13 protein-coding genes are annotated in these 14,747 nt (G+C 50.0%); 1 reads left to right on the top strand and 12 read right to left on the bottom strand.

What is annotated here, in order from left to right; all coding sequences use genetic code 11:
* Positions 1–40: 40 nt before the first annotated feature.
* Entirely contained in the window at positions 41–1,129 is a 1,089-nt protein-coding gene (gene serC / locus EYB31_RS34270) for a 3-phosphoserine/phosphohydroxythreonine transaminase (RefSeq protein ID WP_131018090.1), read from the bottom strand.
* Between the two features lie 143 nt (positions 1,130–1,272).
* Here serC and thpR point away from each other — a divergent pair, with 143 nt between their 5' ends.
* Positions 1,273–1,845 carry an RNA 2',3'-cyclic phosphodiesterase gene (gene thpR / locus EYB31_RS34265; RefSeq protein WP_131018089.1) on the top strand — a complete coding sequence of 191 codons (573 nt, stop codon included), beginning with the start codon at positions 1,273–1,275 and terminating at the stop codon, positions 1,843–1,845.
* Positions 1,846–1,907: 62 nt separating this feature from the next.
* On the opposite strand, the gene EYB31_RS34260 is transcribed toward thpR, so the two are convergent.
* The 11 genes from EYB31_RS34260 to EYB31_RS34210 form a co-directional block, all read right to left on the bottom strand.
* Positions 1,908–3,146, bottom strand: coding sequence for a DUF1501 domain-containing protein (locus EYB31_RS34260; protein ID WP_131018088.1), 1,239 nt, complete (start codon positions 3,144–3,146; stop codon positions 1,908–1,910).
* A gap of 16 nt (positions 3,147–3,162) precedes the next feature.
* Entirely contained in the window at positions 3,163–4,479 is a 1,317-nt protein-coding gene (locus EYB31_RS34255) for a DUF1800 domain-containing protein (protein WP_131018087.1), read from the bottom strand.
* Positions 4,480–4,662: 183 nt separating this feature from the next.
* Positions 4,663–6,087, bottom strand: a complete 1,425-nt coding sequence (gene glnA / locus EYB31_RS34250; RefSeq protein ID WP_131018143.1) for a type I glutamate--ammonia ligase — start codon at positions 6,085–6,087, stop codon at positions 4,663–4,665.
* A 488-nt stretch (positions 6,088–6,575) separates the two neighbouring features.
* Entirely contained in the window at positions 6,576–7,619 is a 1,044-nt protein-coding gene (aroF, locus tag EYB31_RS34245; RefSeq protein WP_131018086.1) for a 3-deoxy-7-phosphoheptulonate synthase, read from the bottom strand.
* Positions 7,620–7,763: 144 nt separating this feature from the next.
* On the bottom strand, positions 7,764–8,294 hold the full coding sequence (locus EYB31_RS34240; RefSeq protein WP_131018085.1) for a DUF2062 domain-containing protein: 531 nt from the start codon (positions 8,292–8,294) through the stop codon (positions 7,764–7,766).
* 63 nt (positions 8,295–8,357) lie between these two features.
* Positions 8,358–9,314 carry a 4-hydroxy-3-methylbut-2-enyl diphosphate reductase gene (locus EYB31_RS34235; protein WP_131018084.1) on the bottom strand — a complete coding sequence of 319 codons (957 nt, stop codon included), beginning with the start codon at positions 9,312–9,314 and terminating at the stop codon, positions 8,358–8,360.
* A 79-nt stretch (positions 9,315–9,393) separates the two neighbouring features.
* The gene (locus EYB31_RS34230) at positions 9,394–10,905 is read right to left on the bottom strand and encodes a sensor histidine kinase (RefSeq protein ID WP_131018083.1); all 1,512 of its coding nucleotides are present in this window, start codon (positions 10,903–10,905) and stop codon (positions 9,394–9,396) included.
* The gene (locus EYB31_RS34225) at positions 10,905–11,597 is read right to left on the bottom strand and encodes a response regulator transcription factor (protein WP_131018082.1); all 693 of its coding nucleotides are present in this window, start codon (positions 11,595–11,597) and stop codon (positions 10,905–10,907) included. The genes EYB31_RS34230 and EYB31_RS34225 overlap by 1 nt, the downstream gene beginning before the upstream one ends.
* A 135-nt stretch (positions 11,598–11,732) precedes the next feature.
* A complete protein-coding gene (locus EYB31_RS34220) occupies positions 11,733–13,262 on the bottom strand; it encodes a trypsin-like peptidase domain-containing protein (protein WP_131018081.1) in 1,530 nt (509 codons plus the stop codon).
* A gap of 357 nt (positions 13,263–13,619) precedes the next feature.
* A complete protein-coding gene (locus EYB31_RS34215; protein ID WP_131018080.1) occupies positions 13,620–14,030 on the bottom strand; it encodes a YugN family protein in 411 nt (136 codons plus the stop codon).
* A 53-nt stretch (positions 14,031–14,083) separates the two neighbouring features.
* Positions 14,084–14,737: a response regulator gene (locus EYB31_RS34210; RefSeq protein ID WP_131018079.1), complete on the bottom strand. Its 654-nt coding sequence runs from the start codon at positions 14,735–14,737 to the stop codon at positions 14,084–14,086.
* Between the last annotated feature and the right edge of the window lie 10 nt (positions 14,738–14,747).

The following is a 14,747-nucleotide window of genomic DNA, read 5'->3' as shown; positions in this document are numbered from 1 at the left end:
GCCGCTCCGCAAACAGCGAGTAACGAGGCTTTAGTGTCTATTAACTGTTGCGAGCTTGGAAATCGGCCATAAATTCGGCGAGCGCCTTGCACGCTTCGTAAGGAACGGCATTGTAAGTGGAAGCGCGGAGGCCGCCAACGCTGCGGTGTCCCTTCAAGCCGACAAAACCGTTCTGCTCCGATTCTTTGGCGAATTTCTTCTCAAGTTCTTCATCATTCATCCGGAACGTGATGTTCATCAAGGAACGGTCGCCCGGTTCGACAACCCCGCGGTAAAAACCGTTGCTGTCGTCGATCGCTTTGTAAATAAGCGAAGTCTTCTCGCGGTTGGCACGTTCCATAGCCGCAACCCCGCCGTTTTCCTTGATCCATTCCAGCACAAGACCTACCATATATACCGAGTAAGCGGGAGGTGTATTGTACAACGAGTTGTTTTTGGCATGAGTCGCGTAGCTGAACATGGTCGGAAGATTTTTCGGGACAAGGCTCAGCATGTCCTCGCGTAAAATAACGACCGTAACCCCGGACGGACCCAGATTTTTTTGTGCGCCCGCATAGATCATCGCGAACTTCGACACATCCACCGGACGGCACAAAATATCGCTGGACATATCGGCGATCAGCGGCACATTGCCTGTATCCGGATATTGCTGGAACTGCGACCCGCCGATCGTTTCGTTGGAGGTCAAGTGCAAGTAAGCCGAATTCGGCGCAAGCTGAATATCGCTAAGTGCCGGAATACGTTTAAAATTGTCCGCCTCCGAGCTGGCAGCGACGGAAACTTCGCCAAATAGCTTTGCTTCTTGAATCGCCTTTTCCGCCCATGCTCCGGTATGTATATAACTGCCGACAGTTCCCGCTGCCAGGAAGTTCATCGGAATCATCGTAAATTGCGTGCTGGCGCCGCCTTGCAGGAAGAGCACTTTGTAACCGTCTGGAATGCCAAACAGCTCTTTCAACAGAGCTTGCGCCGAGTCGTTGACTTGCTCATACTCGCTGCTGCGGTGAGAGATTTCCATGATGGACATGCCAATGCCTTTATAATCGACGAATTGTTCCTGAGCTTTTTGCAGTACTTCAAGCGGCAGCGCTGCCGGTCCCGCATTAAAATTGTAAGCGCGTTTAGCCATTCGTTTTTACACCTTCGCTTTCTGTTATTATGGTAATGATAGCAAAGTTCAACCGCACTGTTCAAGTGTTTCACCGCATTCTTCACGATATTGTAGAATCCAATCTTTGGACATATTAAATAAATCGCTGAAAGGAGGATTCAATGAGCGAACATTTCCGCCTCTTTATTGCCGTGCCTGTTTCAACAGAAGTTAAATTGGGCCTCAAGACGATTTGCGAACCGCTTAAGGAACGCTTATTATCTTTCCAGAAATGGGTGCATCCCGAAGACATGCATATCACAGTTCAATTTCTTGGCAATACACCCGAAGATAAGCTCCCAGCCATCCGCTCACATCTGGAAAGCATCGCCGCCGGAACGGCCCCCCTGCATTTGATTACGGGAGACTTGGGCGTATTTGGCAAACCGTCATCTCCAAGCATCTTGTGGGCGGGGGTAAAAGGAGATACGGACCGGCTCGAGACGCTGCACCGGCAAGTGGAACAAGCGATGCAGCAGCATGGTTACGAGCCTGAGGATCGCGCCTATTCGCCGCATATTACGCTGGCCCGGCGTTATCAGGGGAATGCGCCGTTCAACCGTCAGGAAGGATTGTCGCAGGCCTACAGCCCGCTTGTGTGGACCGCGGACCGGCTTGCGCTCTACCGCAGCCATTTGAATCGGACTCCCATGTACGAGATGCTTTATGCTTTTGCCCTGAATCATCAAACATGAAAAAAATCCCCGGGCGCCAACTAACATGCAGCTGCTTGCCCCGAGGACTAGTTCCCATCGGTCTATATGAAATTAATTTTTTCAAAGATTTGCCCAAGTGCGGCCTTGGCGTCTCCTTTCAGCCAATCGTCAAGCACCGTATAATAAACGGAACGGAAGTCGACCTGGTATTTCAGGTCTCCGTTATCCAAGTTCGTCAAACTTGGATATTCGCCGTACAATCCGCCCTTGACGCGGCCCCCTAACACAAACATCGGAGCTGCGGTGCCATGATCGGTGCCGCCGCTGCCGTTCTCCTTCACCCGCCGCCCAAATTCGGAGAAAGCCATCGTGACGACGCGGTCCTGCAAACCTTGAGCTTCAAGATCCTGATAAAATGCGCTGAGCGCTTGATCCATTTGGCTGAGCAGCTTGGCATGCAAGTTTTTCTCGTCGGCATGGTCGTCAAAACCGCCCAACTGCACATAAAATACGCGGGTGCCGGATTTGCCGGCAAGCAGCTTGACGATCAGCTGCAAATCTTTGGCGAAGCCCGACTTCGGATATTCGACTTTATTTACGTAGGCATTATCCAGCGCATGAATCGCCTCTACACTTTCATACGCGTCAACGCCGCGCTGGCACGTTACCTGCAAATTCGCGGCTTGACGAAGCGGATCGTACATATCGAGAAACGCTTTAGAAAGCCGGTTCTGATCGGCCTTAGGCGTCTTGGCGTCAAAGAAGTTAAAAGATTCGACGGTTTGAATGACCGGTACGCCGATCGAATCCGAATTAAACGCTTTATTGGCGGCATTGCCGATCTGTATGGCACGAAGAGGGTTGGTTGATGAACGGAGCGACGATTCAACATAACGGGCCAGCCACCCCGTACGGAGGTACTTCTCCGGTTCCGCCGTTTGCCAAATTTCCATCGAGCGAAAATGCGAATGGTCGGGTTTCGGATAACCGACTCCTTGCACGATCGCCAGCTTTCCTTTATCATACAACGCTTTAAGACCCGTCAAGCTTGGATGCAATCCCACTTGGCTAGTGAGCGCCAGCACCTCGCTTTGGGTAATTCTGAGCGTCGACCGCGCGTCAAAATAACCGCCCATGCCGTATGGGACAAGCGTATTGATGCCGTCGTTGCCGCCGCTTAATTGCACAACGACTAGTACCGGATTGTCCACTCCCGGATCGCTGCTCACCGTGCTGCTGATCGGCAGCCCGTCGTCGGCGAGCACGATAGGCCCTCTTAACCCAAGCGCGGCAAGGAGCGCAGTGCCCTTGATGAGAAAATCGCGTCTTGTCATTTTCATCGTTACCGCCCCCTTCCTATTTCATTTGTGCTTCAGGACTGATCATCAACAGCTGCAGCAGCCCCTTCATGCCGCTTTGCTTTTGCGTGCTGTATACAAACGTATCGCCGGCATATTGGGAAAGCACCTGCGCGGTACTGCCGCCAAGCTCCCATAAGCCGATATTTTTGCCAAACGAGGACACCCACTCCTCCGGTTTCGCATCGGCTCCAACGCTGAAATCGGCCGACGTCAGCAGCGTATTATTTACCCGTTTCGCCACCGATTCGGCAAACTGATACCTCGACAGCAGCGAGGTGCTCATCAGCCAGGACGCTCCGCCACGCCAGCCCGCTACATCCGGCGGCAGGTACAACTCCTGGCCCATTTTACGGGCCGCTTGAGTGAAACCTTTGGATAACGGCAGCTTTAGCGATTTCACAATGCCGGCCACATATTCAATCGGCGTTTTGATCAAGCCGCTCCTCACATTATCCTGATAAAATTCATCCGACAAAAATAAATTTGATAACACTTCACCCAGCGTTGATTTTTGTTTCACATCGGCGGCAACCTTCTGAATCCAAGCTTCGGAAGGCTGATCGGCAGCAAAATAATGCAGCAGCTTAAGCGCTATATATTTCGGAAGCGCCTCCTGCCGGAACAGCACATCCACTACGGTCGTTTCGTTAAAATTGCCGCTTTCGCCAAGCAGCGTTTTTTTCTTGTCGTCATGCTGCTTAGGCTGAAAACTCACCTCATCCAGCGCCTTCTCGTATTTCCAGCCGGTAAACGCCCTGGCCGCCTCGCGAATATCCTGCTCAGTGTAATTACCGATGCCAAGCGTAAACAACTCCATCACTTCGCGGGCATAATTTTCGTTAGGTTTCCCTTTACGGTTGCTGTTCGAATCAAGCCATATCATCATGGCCGGATCTTTTCCCACCTCAAGCACCAGCTCGTGAAAGCTGCCAAGCGCATACTTGCGGAAAAGCTCGTTTTGCTTCACCATCAGTTCGGTTTGCTTCACCTTCTGATACGAAGTTGCAAAGTGCCCATGCCAGAACAACGTCATCTTTTCGATCAACGGCGCCTCCGTGTTCACCATTCGATACAGCCAATACGTTTGCTGATCGCCGATTTGATCTGCGGACATGTCTTTTCCGTCCGCTTTCAAAGAAACGATCGGCAGCAGTTCCGTCGTTTTACCCGTAATCGATTCGCCCGCTACCAGCCGGCGCACCGTCTCATCTTTACCGAGTTTGACGGCTGCCGTTACTTCTTCCTTGCCCGACAAAAACGTCGCTCTGCCGAGCAAATGAGCCGCTTCTTTGTCTGTCCAGTTATCTCCCATGATCGCACCACCCATCTTGCGGTATCTCTATATCGCTAGTATAAAGGCGAATTGTTACAAAATAATGACCCTTAAACCGTGTCCCGCTTACTTTAACACGCAGCGATGTCATGCGATTTAACATAGAAAAACCCCCGGGATCGAAGTCCCGGGGGTTATATTTACATGATAAATAAGTTCAACTTACAGGTCGAAGTACAGGTTGTACTCGTAAGGATGGATGCGGATTCCAACGGACTTCGCTTCGTCGCGTTTAAGGTTGACGTAGTTGTCGATAAAGTCCTTAGTAAATACGCCGCCTTCAAGCAAGAACTCATAGTCTGCTTCCAAAGCGTTAAGCGCTTCGTCCAAAGTACCCGGAACGCTGCGGATTTCCGCTTTTTCTTCGTCGGACAGTTCATAAATATTTTTGTCGTACGGACCGTAACCAAGCGCACGAGGATCGATCTTCTTCTTGATACCGTCAAGACCTGCCATCAGCATAGCTGCGAAAGCAAGATAAGGGTTGGACGTGGAGTCCGGAGTCCGGAACTCGATGCGGCAGCCTTTAGGCGTTACTGCAGCAACTGGAATACGAACTGCAGCGGAACGGTTGCCTTTGGAGAATACCAGGTTAACCGGCGCTTCGTAGCCAGGTACAAGACGCTTGAAGGAGTTGGTGCTTGGGTTCGTAATGGCGATCAACGCTGGAGCATGGTACAAAATACCCCCTACATAATGCAGCGCCAATTCGCTCAGGTTAGCATAACCTTCTTTATCATAGAACAACGGAGTACCATCATTAAAGATGGACATATGCACGTGCATGCCGCTGCCGTTGTCGCCAAACATTGGTTTTGGCATGAAAGTTGCCACTTTACCATATTGTCTAGCTGTGTTTTGCACGATATATTTATATTTCATCAGGTTGTCGGCTGTTTTAGTCAGCGTGTCAAAACGGAAGTTGATTTCGCCTTGTCCGGCAGTCGCCACTTCGTGGTGATGGCGCTCGATGCGAAGACCGGCTTCCATCAACAAACGGCACATTTCGCTGCGGATGTCTTGTTGCGTATCTGTAGGAGCAACCGGTACATAACCGCCTTTTACCGGAATTTTGAAACCAAGGTTGCCGCCTTCTTCTTTACGGCCGGAGTTCCAAGCCGCTTCTTCGGAATCCACTTCAAAAAACGATCTATTCATACCGGTTTCGTAACGAACGCTGTCGAAAATAAAGAACTCGGATTCAGGAGCAAAAAATGCGTCTGTACCGACACCTGCAGTTTGCAGATATTCTTCGGCTTTCTCAGCGATACCGCGCGGGTCGCGATCGTAACGTTCGCCTTCCGGAGTGTAGATATTGCACATGATAACCAATGTAGGATGAGCTGTGAACGGATCAATGAAAGCCGAGTTGGTGTCTGGCATCATAACCATGTCGGATTGCTCGATACCGCGGAAGCCTGGAATGGAGGAACCGTCGAACGCTACACCATTAACAAAAGTTTCTGCATCAACCTCTACAGCCGGTAAGCTGATGTGTTGTGCTCTACCGGATAAACCGATAAAACGGAAGTCTACCCACTCAATGTTTTTTTCCTTAATGAGATCCAAAACGTTCTGAACTGACATGTGAAAAATACCTCCTATTTCCGTACATTGTTCGTACTCTGTAGTTGAAATGTTCATCTTTGTTGATCACTTGGGATTATTATAATCCTATATTCAAACAATCGTCAATACTCATGTAAGGTATTTTTTACGCTTGTGTTAAGTATGCTCACACTCGCATTGCTTTTTGTTCACAAAATCGACAAAACACATACAAAATCAATGAATATATGGAGCTGCAATGCAACTTTGCCACGTTTTTAATCTCCTTTGCAGTATAGATCTCACATACCAGACCTCCAATCGGCTATAAATCACGATTATTATTAAAGCCCTTACATTAGAAAACCAGCTAATTTGCACGGCAGATGGCCAAGTTGTCACAAAAAGCGATGTTTATCTGTAAAACACGAGATAAACGCACATCCGATAAAAAAGAAAGCATTTCCCGAATGTTCGGGAAATGCTTTCCTATCCAGACAATATTTTAAACTTGACGTTTCATTGTTTTAGGCAAAAACGTAATTTTTGTTCGTGTTAAACGTTCTACCGACCAGCGGAGCGAGTTTTTCCAAGTCAAGCATCAGCTTGGCGAACTGATCCGGGAAAAGCGATTGAACGCCGTCGCCCGTCATCGAATTATCCGGGTCCGTATGCATTTCTACGATGAGTCCGTTGGCGCCTGCAGCGACGGAAGCTTTGCTCATCGGCTCAACCAGCTCGCGGCGGCCTGTGCCGTGGCTCGGATCGGAGATGACCGGCAGATGGCTGAGCGTTTGCAAAGCCGGTATGGCCGCGAGGTCAAGCGTATTGCGCGTGTAGGTCTCGAATGTGCGGATACCGCGTTCGCAGAGCATAACGTTCGGATTGCCGCCGGCCAATATATATTCAGCAGCATTTAAAAATTCGTCGTAGGTTGCGCTGAAGCCACGTTTGAGCAGCACCGGCGTCTGGATCGTACCCAGTTTGCGGAGTAAGTCGAAGTTCTGCATGTTGCGTGTTCCCACCTGCAAAATATCTGCATACTGCGCGCATACATCCACATATTCCGGTGTCATGACTTCGGTAATCGTAAGCAAGCCATGTTTCTTGCCCGCTTCCGCCATCATTTCCAAGCCCTCAATGCCAATGCCCTGGAAGCTATACGGCCCCGTCCGCGGTTTGAATGCGCCGCCGCGCAGCACCTGTGCGCCGGATGCTTTAACGAGCCGGGCGATTTCATCGATCTGGTCATTGGATTCTACCGCACACGGGCCACCCATGATTACGATCTCTTGTCCGCCGATCTCCACATCTTTAATGCGAATGACGGAGTCTGCCGGATGGAAATCGCGGCTGGCCAATTTGTACGACTTGGAGATTTTTACAACCTGCTCGACACCGCTCATCTGGCGCAGCTGCTCGGCCAGCTTAGGATCAGCTTTGCCGATGATGCCAATCACCGTCTTGTCTTCGCCTTTCGAGATATGTGCCTGCACTCCGTGTTTTTCGATATGGGATACAATTTCCGCGATACGCTCTTCCGATGCTTTGTTTGATGTAATAACGATCATTGCGAACACGCTCCTTCATATGTAATAAATTTTAAATTTACGCACTTACACGCTTCAACGCTTATACGCTTTTAAGCTTTTAATCACTAAAGCAAATATACAACGGGAATGCTCTCCCCGTCAATACCTAGCCGGCTCACAAAATCAGGTATCCGAAGAGAGCATCAATTGAGCCTTGCGGCGTTTGCGTTTTTCCTTGCGGCGTTCTTCAAACAAAATCAATATCCAGCGGATCGGGAAATAAGAAATACAAGCAAGCGCAAGCCCGTCAACCATGCCGCCCACAATCAGCTTCAGATTGAATCGGAGGAACTCCATGAGCCAGTCAGGAGCATGCCTCATAACACCGTGAAGGAACTCTCTTGGCATAAGCAGATCCCCGACTCTTTTATTAAGAAAAGACATCGGAATGTAGATCACCTTACCGAATACGAAACCGATCAATGCTCCGGCCATACTGCCGCGCAGCACATAGACAAGCGGGAATATCAGGAAAAATGCCAAGCCGGCTGTAGGCAGGGTAAACATCTCGACAAACAGGCCGATCGCAAACCCGATGGCAACGATGCTTGCCCCTCCCTTAGCCCGGGTCAGCAGCAAATATTTTAATTTGAACCAGCGCCCGATGCTTTGTAAGGTAATGGGCTTTTTTTGTCTGTTCCGGTTACGCTGCATGTCCCTTCATCCTGTTCTAATCTTAATATTGGCCCGACGTATTTCAACGTGCTGCGGATGAAACTACTCTTCGCTCGACGACTTCGTTTTGGCAGCCGGAATCAGCTTAGCCAAATTGACGGTACGACGGATTTGCCAGGTGGAGGCATCTTTAGGATCGTATTGCTCTAAATATTGTATGACTTCTTTGGTGATCGGAGTAGGAGTAGATGCCCCTGAGGTGACAGCAACTTTGCGCACCGGCTCCAGCCACTCACGTTTCAGCTCGGTAATGTCGGCAATCCGGTAAGCTTTGACCCCCGAAATATCCTCCGATACTTGCGCCAGCCTGCCCGAATTGTTGCTCTTCGGATCGCCGACGACAATGACAAGATCGGTTTCCTTGGCTTGCTCGGCTACCGCTTCCTGCCTTACCTGGGTAGCCAGACAAATCTCGTTATGAATTTCAGCCTTGGGGAAATGTTCCAGCAAGCTGTTCATAATATGCCGAATATCCCATTGGCTCATCGTTGTCTGGTTCGTAATAATCAGCTTGTCGGAATGCAGCTTCAGCTCCTGCACTTCCTCCAGCTTTTCGATCAAATGCACCTTGCCCGGAGCTACGCCAACAGCTCCCTCCGGCTCGGGGTGGCCTTTTTTGCCGATATAGATGACTTCGTAGCCGTCTGCCACCTTTTCCTTGATCAGATCGTGCGTCCGGGTTACATCCGGACATGTGGCGTCCACCACGGTCAAACCTTTCTCTTTCGCTTTACGGCGTACTTCCGGAGAAACGCCGTGTGCCGTAAAGATGACGGTGCCGGTTTCGACTTGCTCCAGAATCTCCAGCCGATTCGGTCCGTCAAGCGTAATGACATCTTTTTTCTCAAAATATTCAGTCACATGAGCGTTATGCACGATCATGCCTAAAATATATATCGGCCTGGGCAGATTCAAATTTTGCGCGGTCTGCATCGCCAGAGCCATCGCGTCAACCACACCGTAGCAATATCCGCGCGGCGAAATTTTAACTACTTCCATTAGGAGAACACCTGCTTACTTTTTCGATTCATCACAAGGTCGGATGATGTCGCTTTTTATTATACCTTATTCCTCACGTTCAAGAAAGCGCAATGGTGCTTCCCCCATCATTTCTCTTCACAATGGGGAACCACAATGTAAAAGTAGAACCTTCCCCTTGGCGTGTCTTCACTTCAATCGAACCTTGATGTTCATCGATGATCCATCTGGCGATGGACAAACCTAAGCCGGTACCCGCTTTTTGGCCACGCGACAAATCCGCACGATAGAAACGGTCAAATATATGCGGCACCTCATCTTTTTCCATACCGATTCCGGTGTCCTCGATAACGATGCCCACTTGATCTTCCATTCTGAGCACACCTAATCTGACATAACCCTCGTCCGTATATTTAAACGCATTTTCGATGAAAATGAACAACAGCTGCTGCAAATAGTCGTTATTGCCGCTAATATACACACCTTCCGCTTCCGAAAAATCGCCTGTCAGCCACTCGACGGAACGGGGCAGCATGTGCGCTTTGCGCACAACCTCTTCCAGCAGCGGTCTCAGCTCGATCTCCACCTTGTCCATCTGCACTCCGGCGTCCGCCCTGGCCAGCGACAACAGATCGCTGACCAGCCTGCTCATTCTTGCCGCTTCCCCTGCAATATCGTGCATCGCTTCCAGTGAAATTTCCATCTGTTCCGAAGTGGTATTGCCACCTTCAGTTAACGCCGCTTTCTTCCACATTTTTTCCAGCAGATCAACATTGCCCCGAATCGTGGTTAACGGCGTGCGAAGCTCGTGCGAAGCGTCCGAGACAAATCTTCTCTGCGTGCTATACGCTTCCTCAAGCTCCGTATAAGCCGTTTGAATACGTCCCAGCATGCCATTGATCGTGCTTGTCAGCCTGCCGATCTCATCTTGCGGACCGTCGTACAATATGCGGTTTTCCAAATCGGCGCCTTTCTCGATTTGACCGGCCGCTTCAATGACCTGATCGATCGGGCGCAGCGCTTTACGGGCCAGAAACCAGCCGAGCGATGCGGCCATCAATATGGTGATCATCACCATAAAACTCAGAATCACCTGAAGGGAATGGAAAAACCGCCCGAACTGCTCTGTCGGCATCGCCGCCTGCAGCACGCCGATCAGCTTCTGCTCATTATTCTGCACCGCGGTAATCGCCGTATTGCTGACCAGAAATTGAATGCCTTCAATCTGGACCGTCTCTTGAAAGGAATCCGATTGGATGAGAAGTTCCTTCCGTTTGTCGGTGATTTCCGGCAGATCGATGTCGAGTTGGGTCAAACTGGCCGATTTATTGATTTTTCCGGTGGTCAAATTAATGACCTGATAATATGTTCCCGTATTCCGCAAATAATCTTGGTTGCCCAGCACCAAGTCAAGCCCCAAGTTTCCCTGCAGCGTTAATGAAGGCCGCAGTTGGATGCGCGAGCGGACGCTTTCCGCTTGCTTCCTCAGGGATTGCCCCAGATCGTCGTAAATATAATAATACAGAAAAAAATAAAGGACGACGCCGAACAGCAGCAGCACGACAAAAAGGATGCCGGAATACCACAGTGTCAGCCGCATCCGAACGCTCATTAGTTGTCACCTCTTAAGACGTAGCCCGCTCCCCGCACAGTGTGGATAATCCGCTTGTGGCCAAACTCTTCCGTTTTTTGGCGCAAGAGAGCGATATATACTTCCAGCACATTGGACTCGCCGCTGTAATCGTAACCCCATATTTTCTCCATGATCAAATCGCGCGACAGCACCCGTTTCGGATTTTGCAAAAATAGATGCAGCAGATCGAATTCCTTGGTCGTCAATTCGATCAGCTTGTCCCCTCTGAACACTTCCCGGGTATCCAAATCCATCGTCGCATCCAAATAATGCAGCCGGTTCGTCGGCTGCTCGGCTTTGTCCGCCGCGCGGCGCCGCAGCAGAACACGAACGCGGGCAAGCAATTCCTCAAGCGCAAACGGTTTGACCAAATAATCGTCTGCGCCAAGATCAAGTCCGCGCACCCTGTCGCTCACTTCATCTTTGGCCGTGAGCATCAGCACAGGCACCTGTGAACCTCCCTCGCGGATACGTCTGCACACTTCCCAGCCGTCGAGCTGGGGCATCATGACATCCAGCACCACAACGTCGGGGTCATGATCCAAAATCTGCTTCAAGCCCTCCAGACCGTTATTTGCCGTCATGACGGTGTAACCTTCAAAAGCGAGCGACCTCCGAAGCATGGAGGTGATTTTTTCATCATCATCGATTACGAGTATTTTCTCTCTCATTACAACCACCCGCCTATATCTGAATTTATTACTATTGTACCGAAAAATGGCGATAGGTACAAAAAAAGAAGCAGAGCGTTTACGCCAAGAGACCGCTCTGCTTCTTCCGTTTTATTCCGCCTGCGCTACAGATCGTTATTTGGCCTGATCGGCATTTTTGTCGCCGATGACGACGGCAAAGTCGGATTTTTTGCCATCCCGCATAATACCAAACGTCGCCTTGTCGCCAACCTTGAGTGTCTTCACTTTGTCCACGACTTCTTTGGAATTTTTAATCTTCTGGCCGTTGATTTCCAGAATGACGTCGTAAGGTCGCAGACCCGCCTTAAAGCCAGGGCTCTTGCGGTCGATTTGGGAGACAATGGCGCCTTCCGTATTGTCGAGTTTCAGCTCGCCGATCCAATCCTTATCGATATCCTGAAGCGCCACGCCGATATAAGGCGCCGGTTCTTTCGGAATCTTCACATTGTTTTTCAAGTTATCGAGAACCGAAGAGATCGTACTTGTCGGAATCGCAAATCCGATCCCTTGCGCTTGAGCGCTGACCGCGGTATTGATGCCGATGACCTCGCCGTATAAGTTGAGCAGCGGACCGCCGGAGTTGCCCGGATTAATCGAAGCGTCGGTTTGCAGCAGATGTTTGTATTCGCGTGTGCCTTGATTGTCCGGGATGTTGATCGGACGTTCCTTCGCACTGAGCACGCCGACGGTTACCGTATGGTCGAAGCCGTACGGATTGCCGATAGCCACGACCCAATCGCCAACGCTGACGTTCTCCGGATTGCCAAGCGGCAGTGTGGTAAATTCTTTGTCGTTATCGATTTTCAGCGCAGCGAGGTCGAGATCGTAGCTGTTCCCGAGCAGCTTGGCTTTAAAAGGCTGATCGTAGCCTTGCACGGTAACCCAGATTTCGTCCGCTCCGTCAATCACGTGTTCGTTGGTCAGAATATAACCCGACTTTTCAAAAATAAATCCGGACCCCATGCCGCCAGGCTGCAGCTGGTCGGAATTTTTATTTTTGTTTTGCGGCGAAGTTCCGAAGTCGTCCCCGAAAAACTGGCGGAAGAACGGATCGTTGAACAGCGAATTGCCGCCGGTGCTTTTCGCCTTGACTTTGGTTTCGATTTTGACGACGGCGGGACTTGCCTGCTCGACAATTTGCGAGATGTTATTTGGCCTTCCGAGGTCAACAGATGTCTTTTTTACATCCCCGCCGGCTGCAGCCAGTTTACCGCTGCCGCTGCCTGCCAACGGCGCCGACATCGTGCCCGCGGAAGCGCTTGAGAACAAATTCATTTTATCGGAAACGATCATCAAGCTTGCTACAACAACCGCTCCCGCCATAAACGCCGCAAAGGTGCTCTTAAAAGAAGATTTCTTTTTGTGCTCAAATTGCCAGTTGCCCATCGGGGGCTGCTGCGAATCTCTCGTATTAAAATGGATCGGACGGATAGGTCGCGGCGGCGTCATTTCCACTTGGTCCGCTGGACTGATGTTTGTATCCGCATCCTGGTTCTGGTTCGATTTATAAGGTCCGTAGGAATAATAGTATGATGGCCGCTCTTGTGTATGTTGCGTATCATTACGCAGCTCGTCTTCGTTATGTTTGTTCTCCCCGGAACGCTTAAAGAAATCACTGTAATCGTTTCTTTTGTTATCATCCATAAGTAATTCCTCCACACTATCAAAAGGTTAATTCTATCGTTGACTATATCATGCACTTTCAACCTTAAGTCAACCTTAAAATTTTATAAATGGACTATAAAAAAATGAGCGGCTTCGCCAAAACTAAAAAAACCTGCTGCATCACTGGTGTATGCGCATACATTTTTACATAAAAAAAGAGTCTCTAGCGGAGTTGAGGCCACTAAAAAGTAGCGAAACGAGCGGAATTATGGTGAAGAAACGCAGCGTTCGCTTTTGTTCCCGAATTTCACCCGCCATGAGCGGGTATAAAACTTAAGAAATTCGGGGACAATTGGCGATCGGAGGAATCATTCGCTTATCAGTTAAATTCGGAGATTAGAACGGCCAACTTTGCTCCAATTCAGTAAGCACATGTTTGGCTTTGGAAACCCACCGGTCTTCCAGCGGGGCATCTTTATCGGCAGGCTCTTGAAATTGGTTCATCAAACCGCCGTCCATCATATGCGCCTCCGGATCTTTACCTTCCTGGTACACATGCTTCAGCACAAACGGAGTACCCAGCTGAATCACCGCATCCGTAGCGTCGGTATCTCCATCCAGCGCGCCATAAGTAACCTGGAACGGAATTCGCAGCCACACCTTGTTGCCGTCATCCAAGGAACAGTCAAAATAACCGTGATCGTAATCCCAATTCCCGCCGAGCGAAAAACCGTAGTTGTCCAGATAATGCCTTACCGAAGCGAAATCCTTCTCTGTATTTGTCATATTCCAATTCAGCTGCTGCATCCATCCCACACTCCTTTGTCGTTAGGATGAGCGTTTGCCGGTTGTTTTATGTGTTACGCCTTGCCGCCCATTCCGTTTCTGTGGGCATAGATGGCCAGCTGCGTGCGATCCGCCAGCTCCAGCTTCATCAGCAAATTGCTGACATGTGTTTTGACCGTCTTAATACCGATATGCAGCTCGTCGGCTATTTCCTGGTTGGTTTTTCCTTCAGCTATCAGCAGCAGCACTTCTCTTTCCCTTGCCGTAATGCCGTCGTCCGCCCCTTGTACGGAACGCTGCCTTAATCCGCGGCTTAATGCCTGAGCGACTTCCGGATTCATCTCCGGCAAGCCTTGGTGGGCGCTTTTGACCACTTTGACCAGTTGATCCGAGGAAACCGTCTTCAGCACGTAGCTTGTCGCTCCCGCTTCCACAGCCGCCAGCACCTTCTCGTCTTCAAGAAAACTCGTGAGCAGCACGATTTTTAATTCCTTACGGAGCGCTTGCAGCCTTCTGGTCGCCTCCACCCCATCCATCACCGGCATCATTAAATCCATCAGCACGACATCCGGCAAATTCTCGCCGCGCTCAATATACTGAACGGCTTCATGGCCGTTAACCGCTTCCCCGACCACTTCCAATTCCGCCTCCAACGATAAAAAAGTACGCAATCCAATACGCACCATGTCATGATCGTCAACAATCAATACTTTGATTTTACTGCTCATTGATCCGGCC

This window comes from Paenibacillus thalictri, assembly GCF_004307995.1.
In the GTDB taxonomy this organism is placed as follows: Bacteria; Bacillota; Bacilli; order Paenibacillales; family NBRC-103111; genus Paenibacillus_AF; species Paenibacillus_AF thalictri.
The sequence above is the reverse complement of the archived record's forward strand: the minus strand, read 5'-3'. Positions and strand labels throughout refer to the sequence as shown.

Coding starts and splice junctions, on each gene's coding strand:
- serC (WP_131018090.1), bottom strand. CDS start 1,129: ATGGCTAAACGCGCTTACAATTTTAATGCGGGACCGGCAGCGCTGCCG.
- thpR (WP_131018089.1), top strand. CDS start 1,273: ATGAGCGAACATTTCCGCCTCTTTATTGCCGTGCCTGTTTCAACAGAA.
- EYB31_RS34260 (WP_131018088.1), bottom strand. CDS start 3,146: ATGAAAATGACAAGACGCGATTTTCTCATCAAGGGCACTGCGCTCCTT.
- EYB31_RS34255 (WP_131018087.1), bottom strand. CDS start 4,479: ATGGGAGATAACTGGACAGACAAAGAAGCGGCTCATTTGCTCGGCAGA.
- glnA (WP_131018143.1), bottom strand. CDS start 6,087: ATGTCAGTTCAGAACGTTTTGGATCTCATTAAGGAAAAAAACATTGAG.
- aroF (WP_131018086.1), bottom strand. CDS start 7,619: ATGATCGTTATTACATCAAACAAAGCATCGGAAGAGCGTATCGCGGAA.
- EYB31_RS34240 (WP_131018085.1), bottom strand. CDS start 8,294: ATGCAGCGTAACCGGAACAGACAAAAAAAGCCCATTACCTTACAAAGC.
- EYB31_RS34235 (WP_131018084.1), bottom strand. CDS start 9,314: ATGGAAGTAGTTAAAATTTCGCCGCGCGGATATTGCTACGGTGTGGTT.
- EYB31_RS34230 (WP_131018083.1), bottom strand. CDS start 10,905: ATGAGCGTTCGGATGCGGCTGACACTGTGGTATTCCGGCATCCTTTTT.
- EYB31_RS34225 (WP_131018082.1), bottom strand. CDS start 11,597: ATGAGAGAGAAAATACTCGTAATCGATGATGATGAAAAAATCACCTCC.
- EYB31_RS34220 (WP_131018081.1), bottom strand. CDS start 13,262: ATGGATGATAACAAAAGAAACGATTACAGTGATTTCTTTAAGCGTTCC.
- EYB31_RS34215 (WP_131018080.1), bottom strand. CDS start 14,030: ATGCAGCAGCTGAATTGGAATATGACAAATACAGAGAAGGATTTCGCT.
- EYB31_RS34210 (WP_131018079.1), bottom strand. CDS start 14,737: ATGAGCAGTAAAATCAAAGTATTGATTGTTGACGATCATGACATGGTG.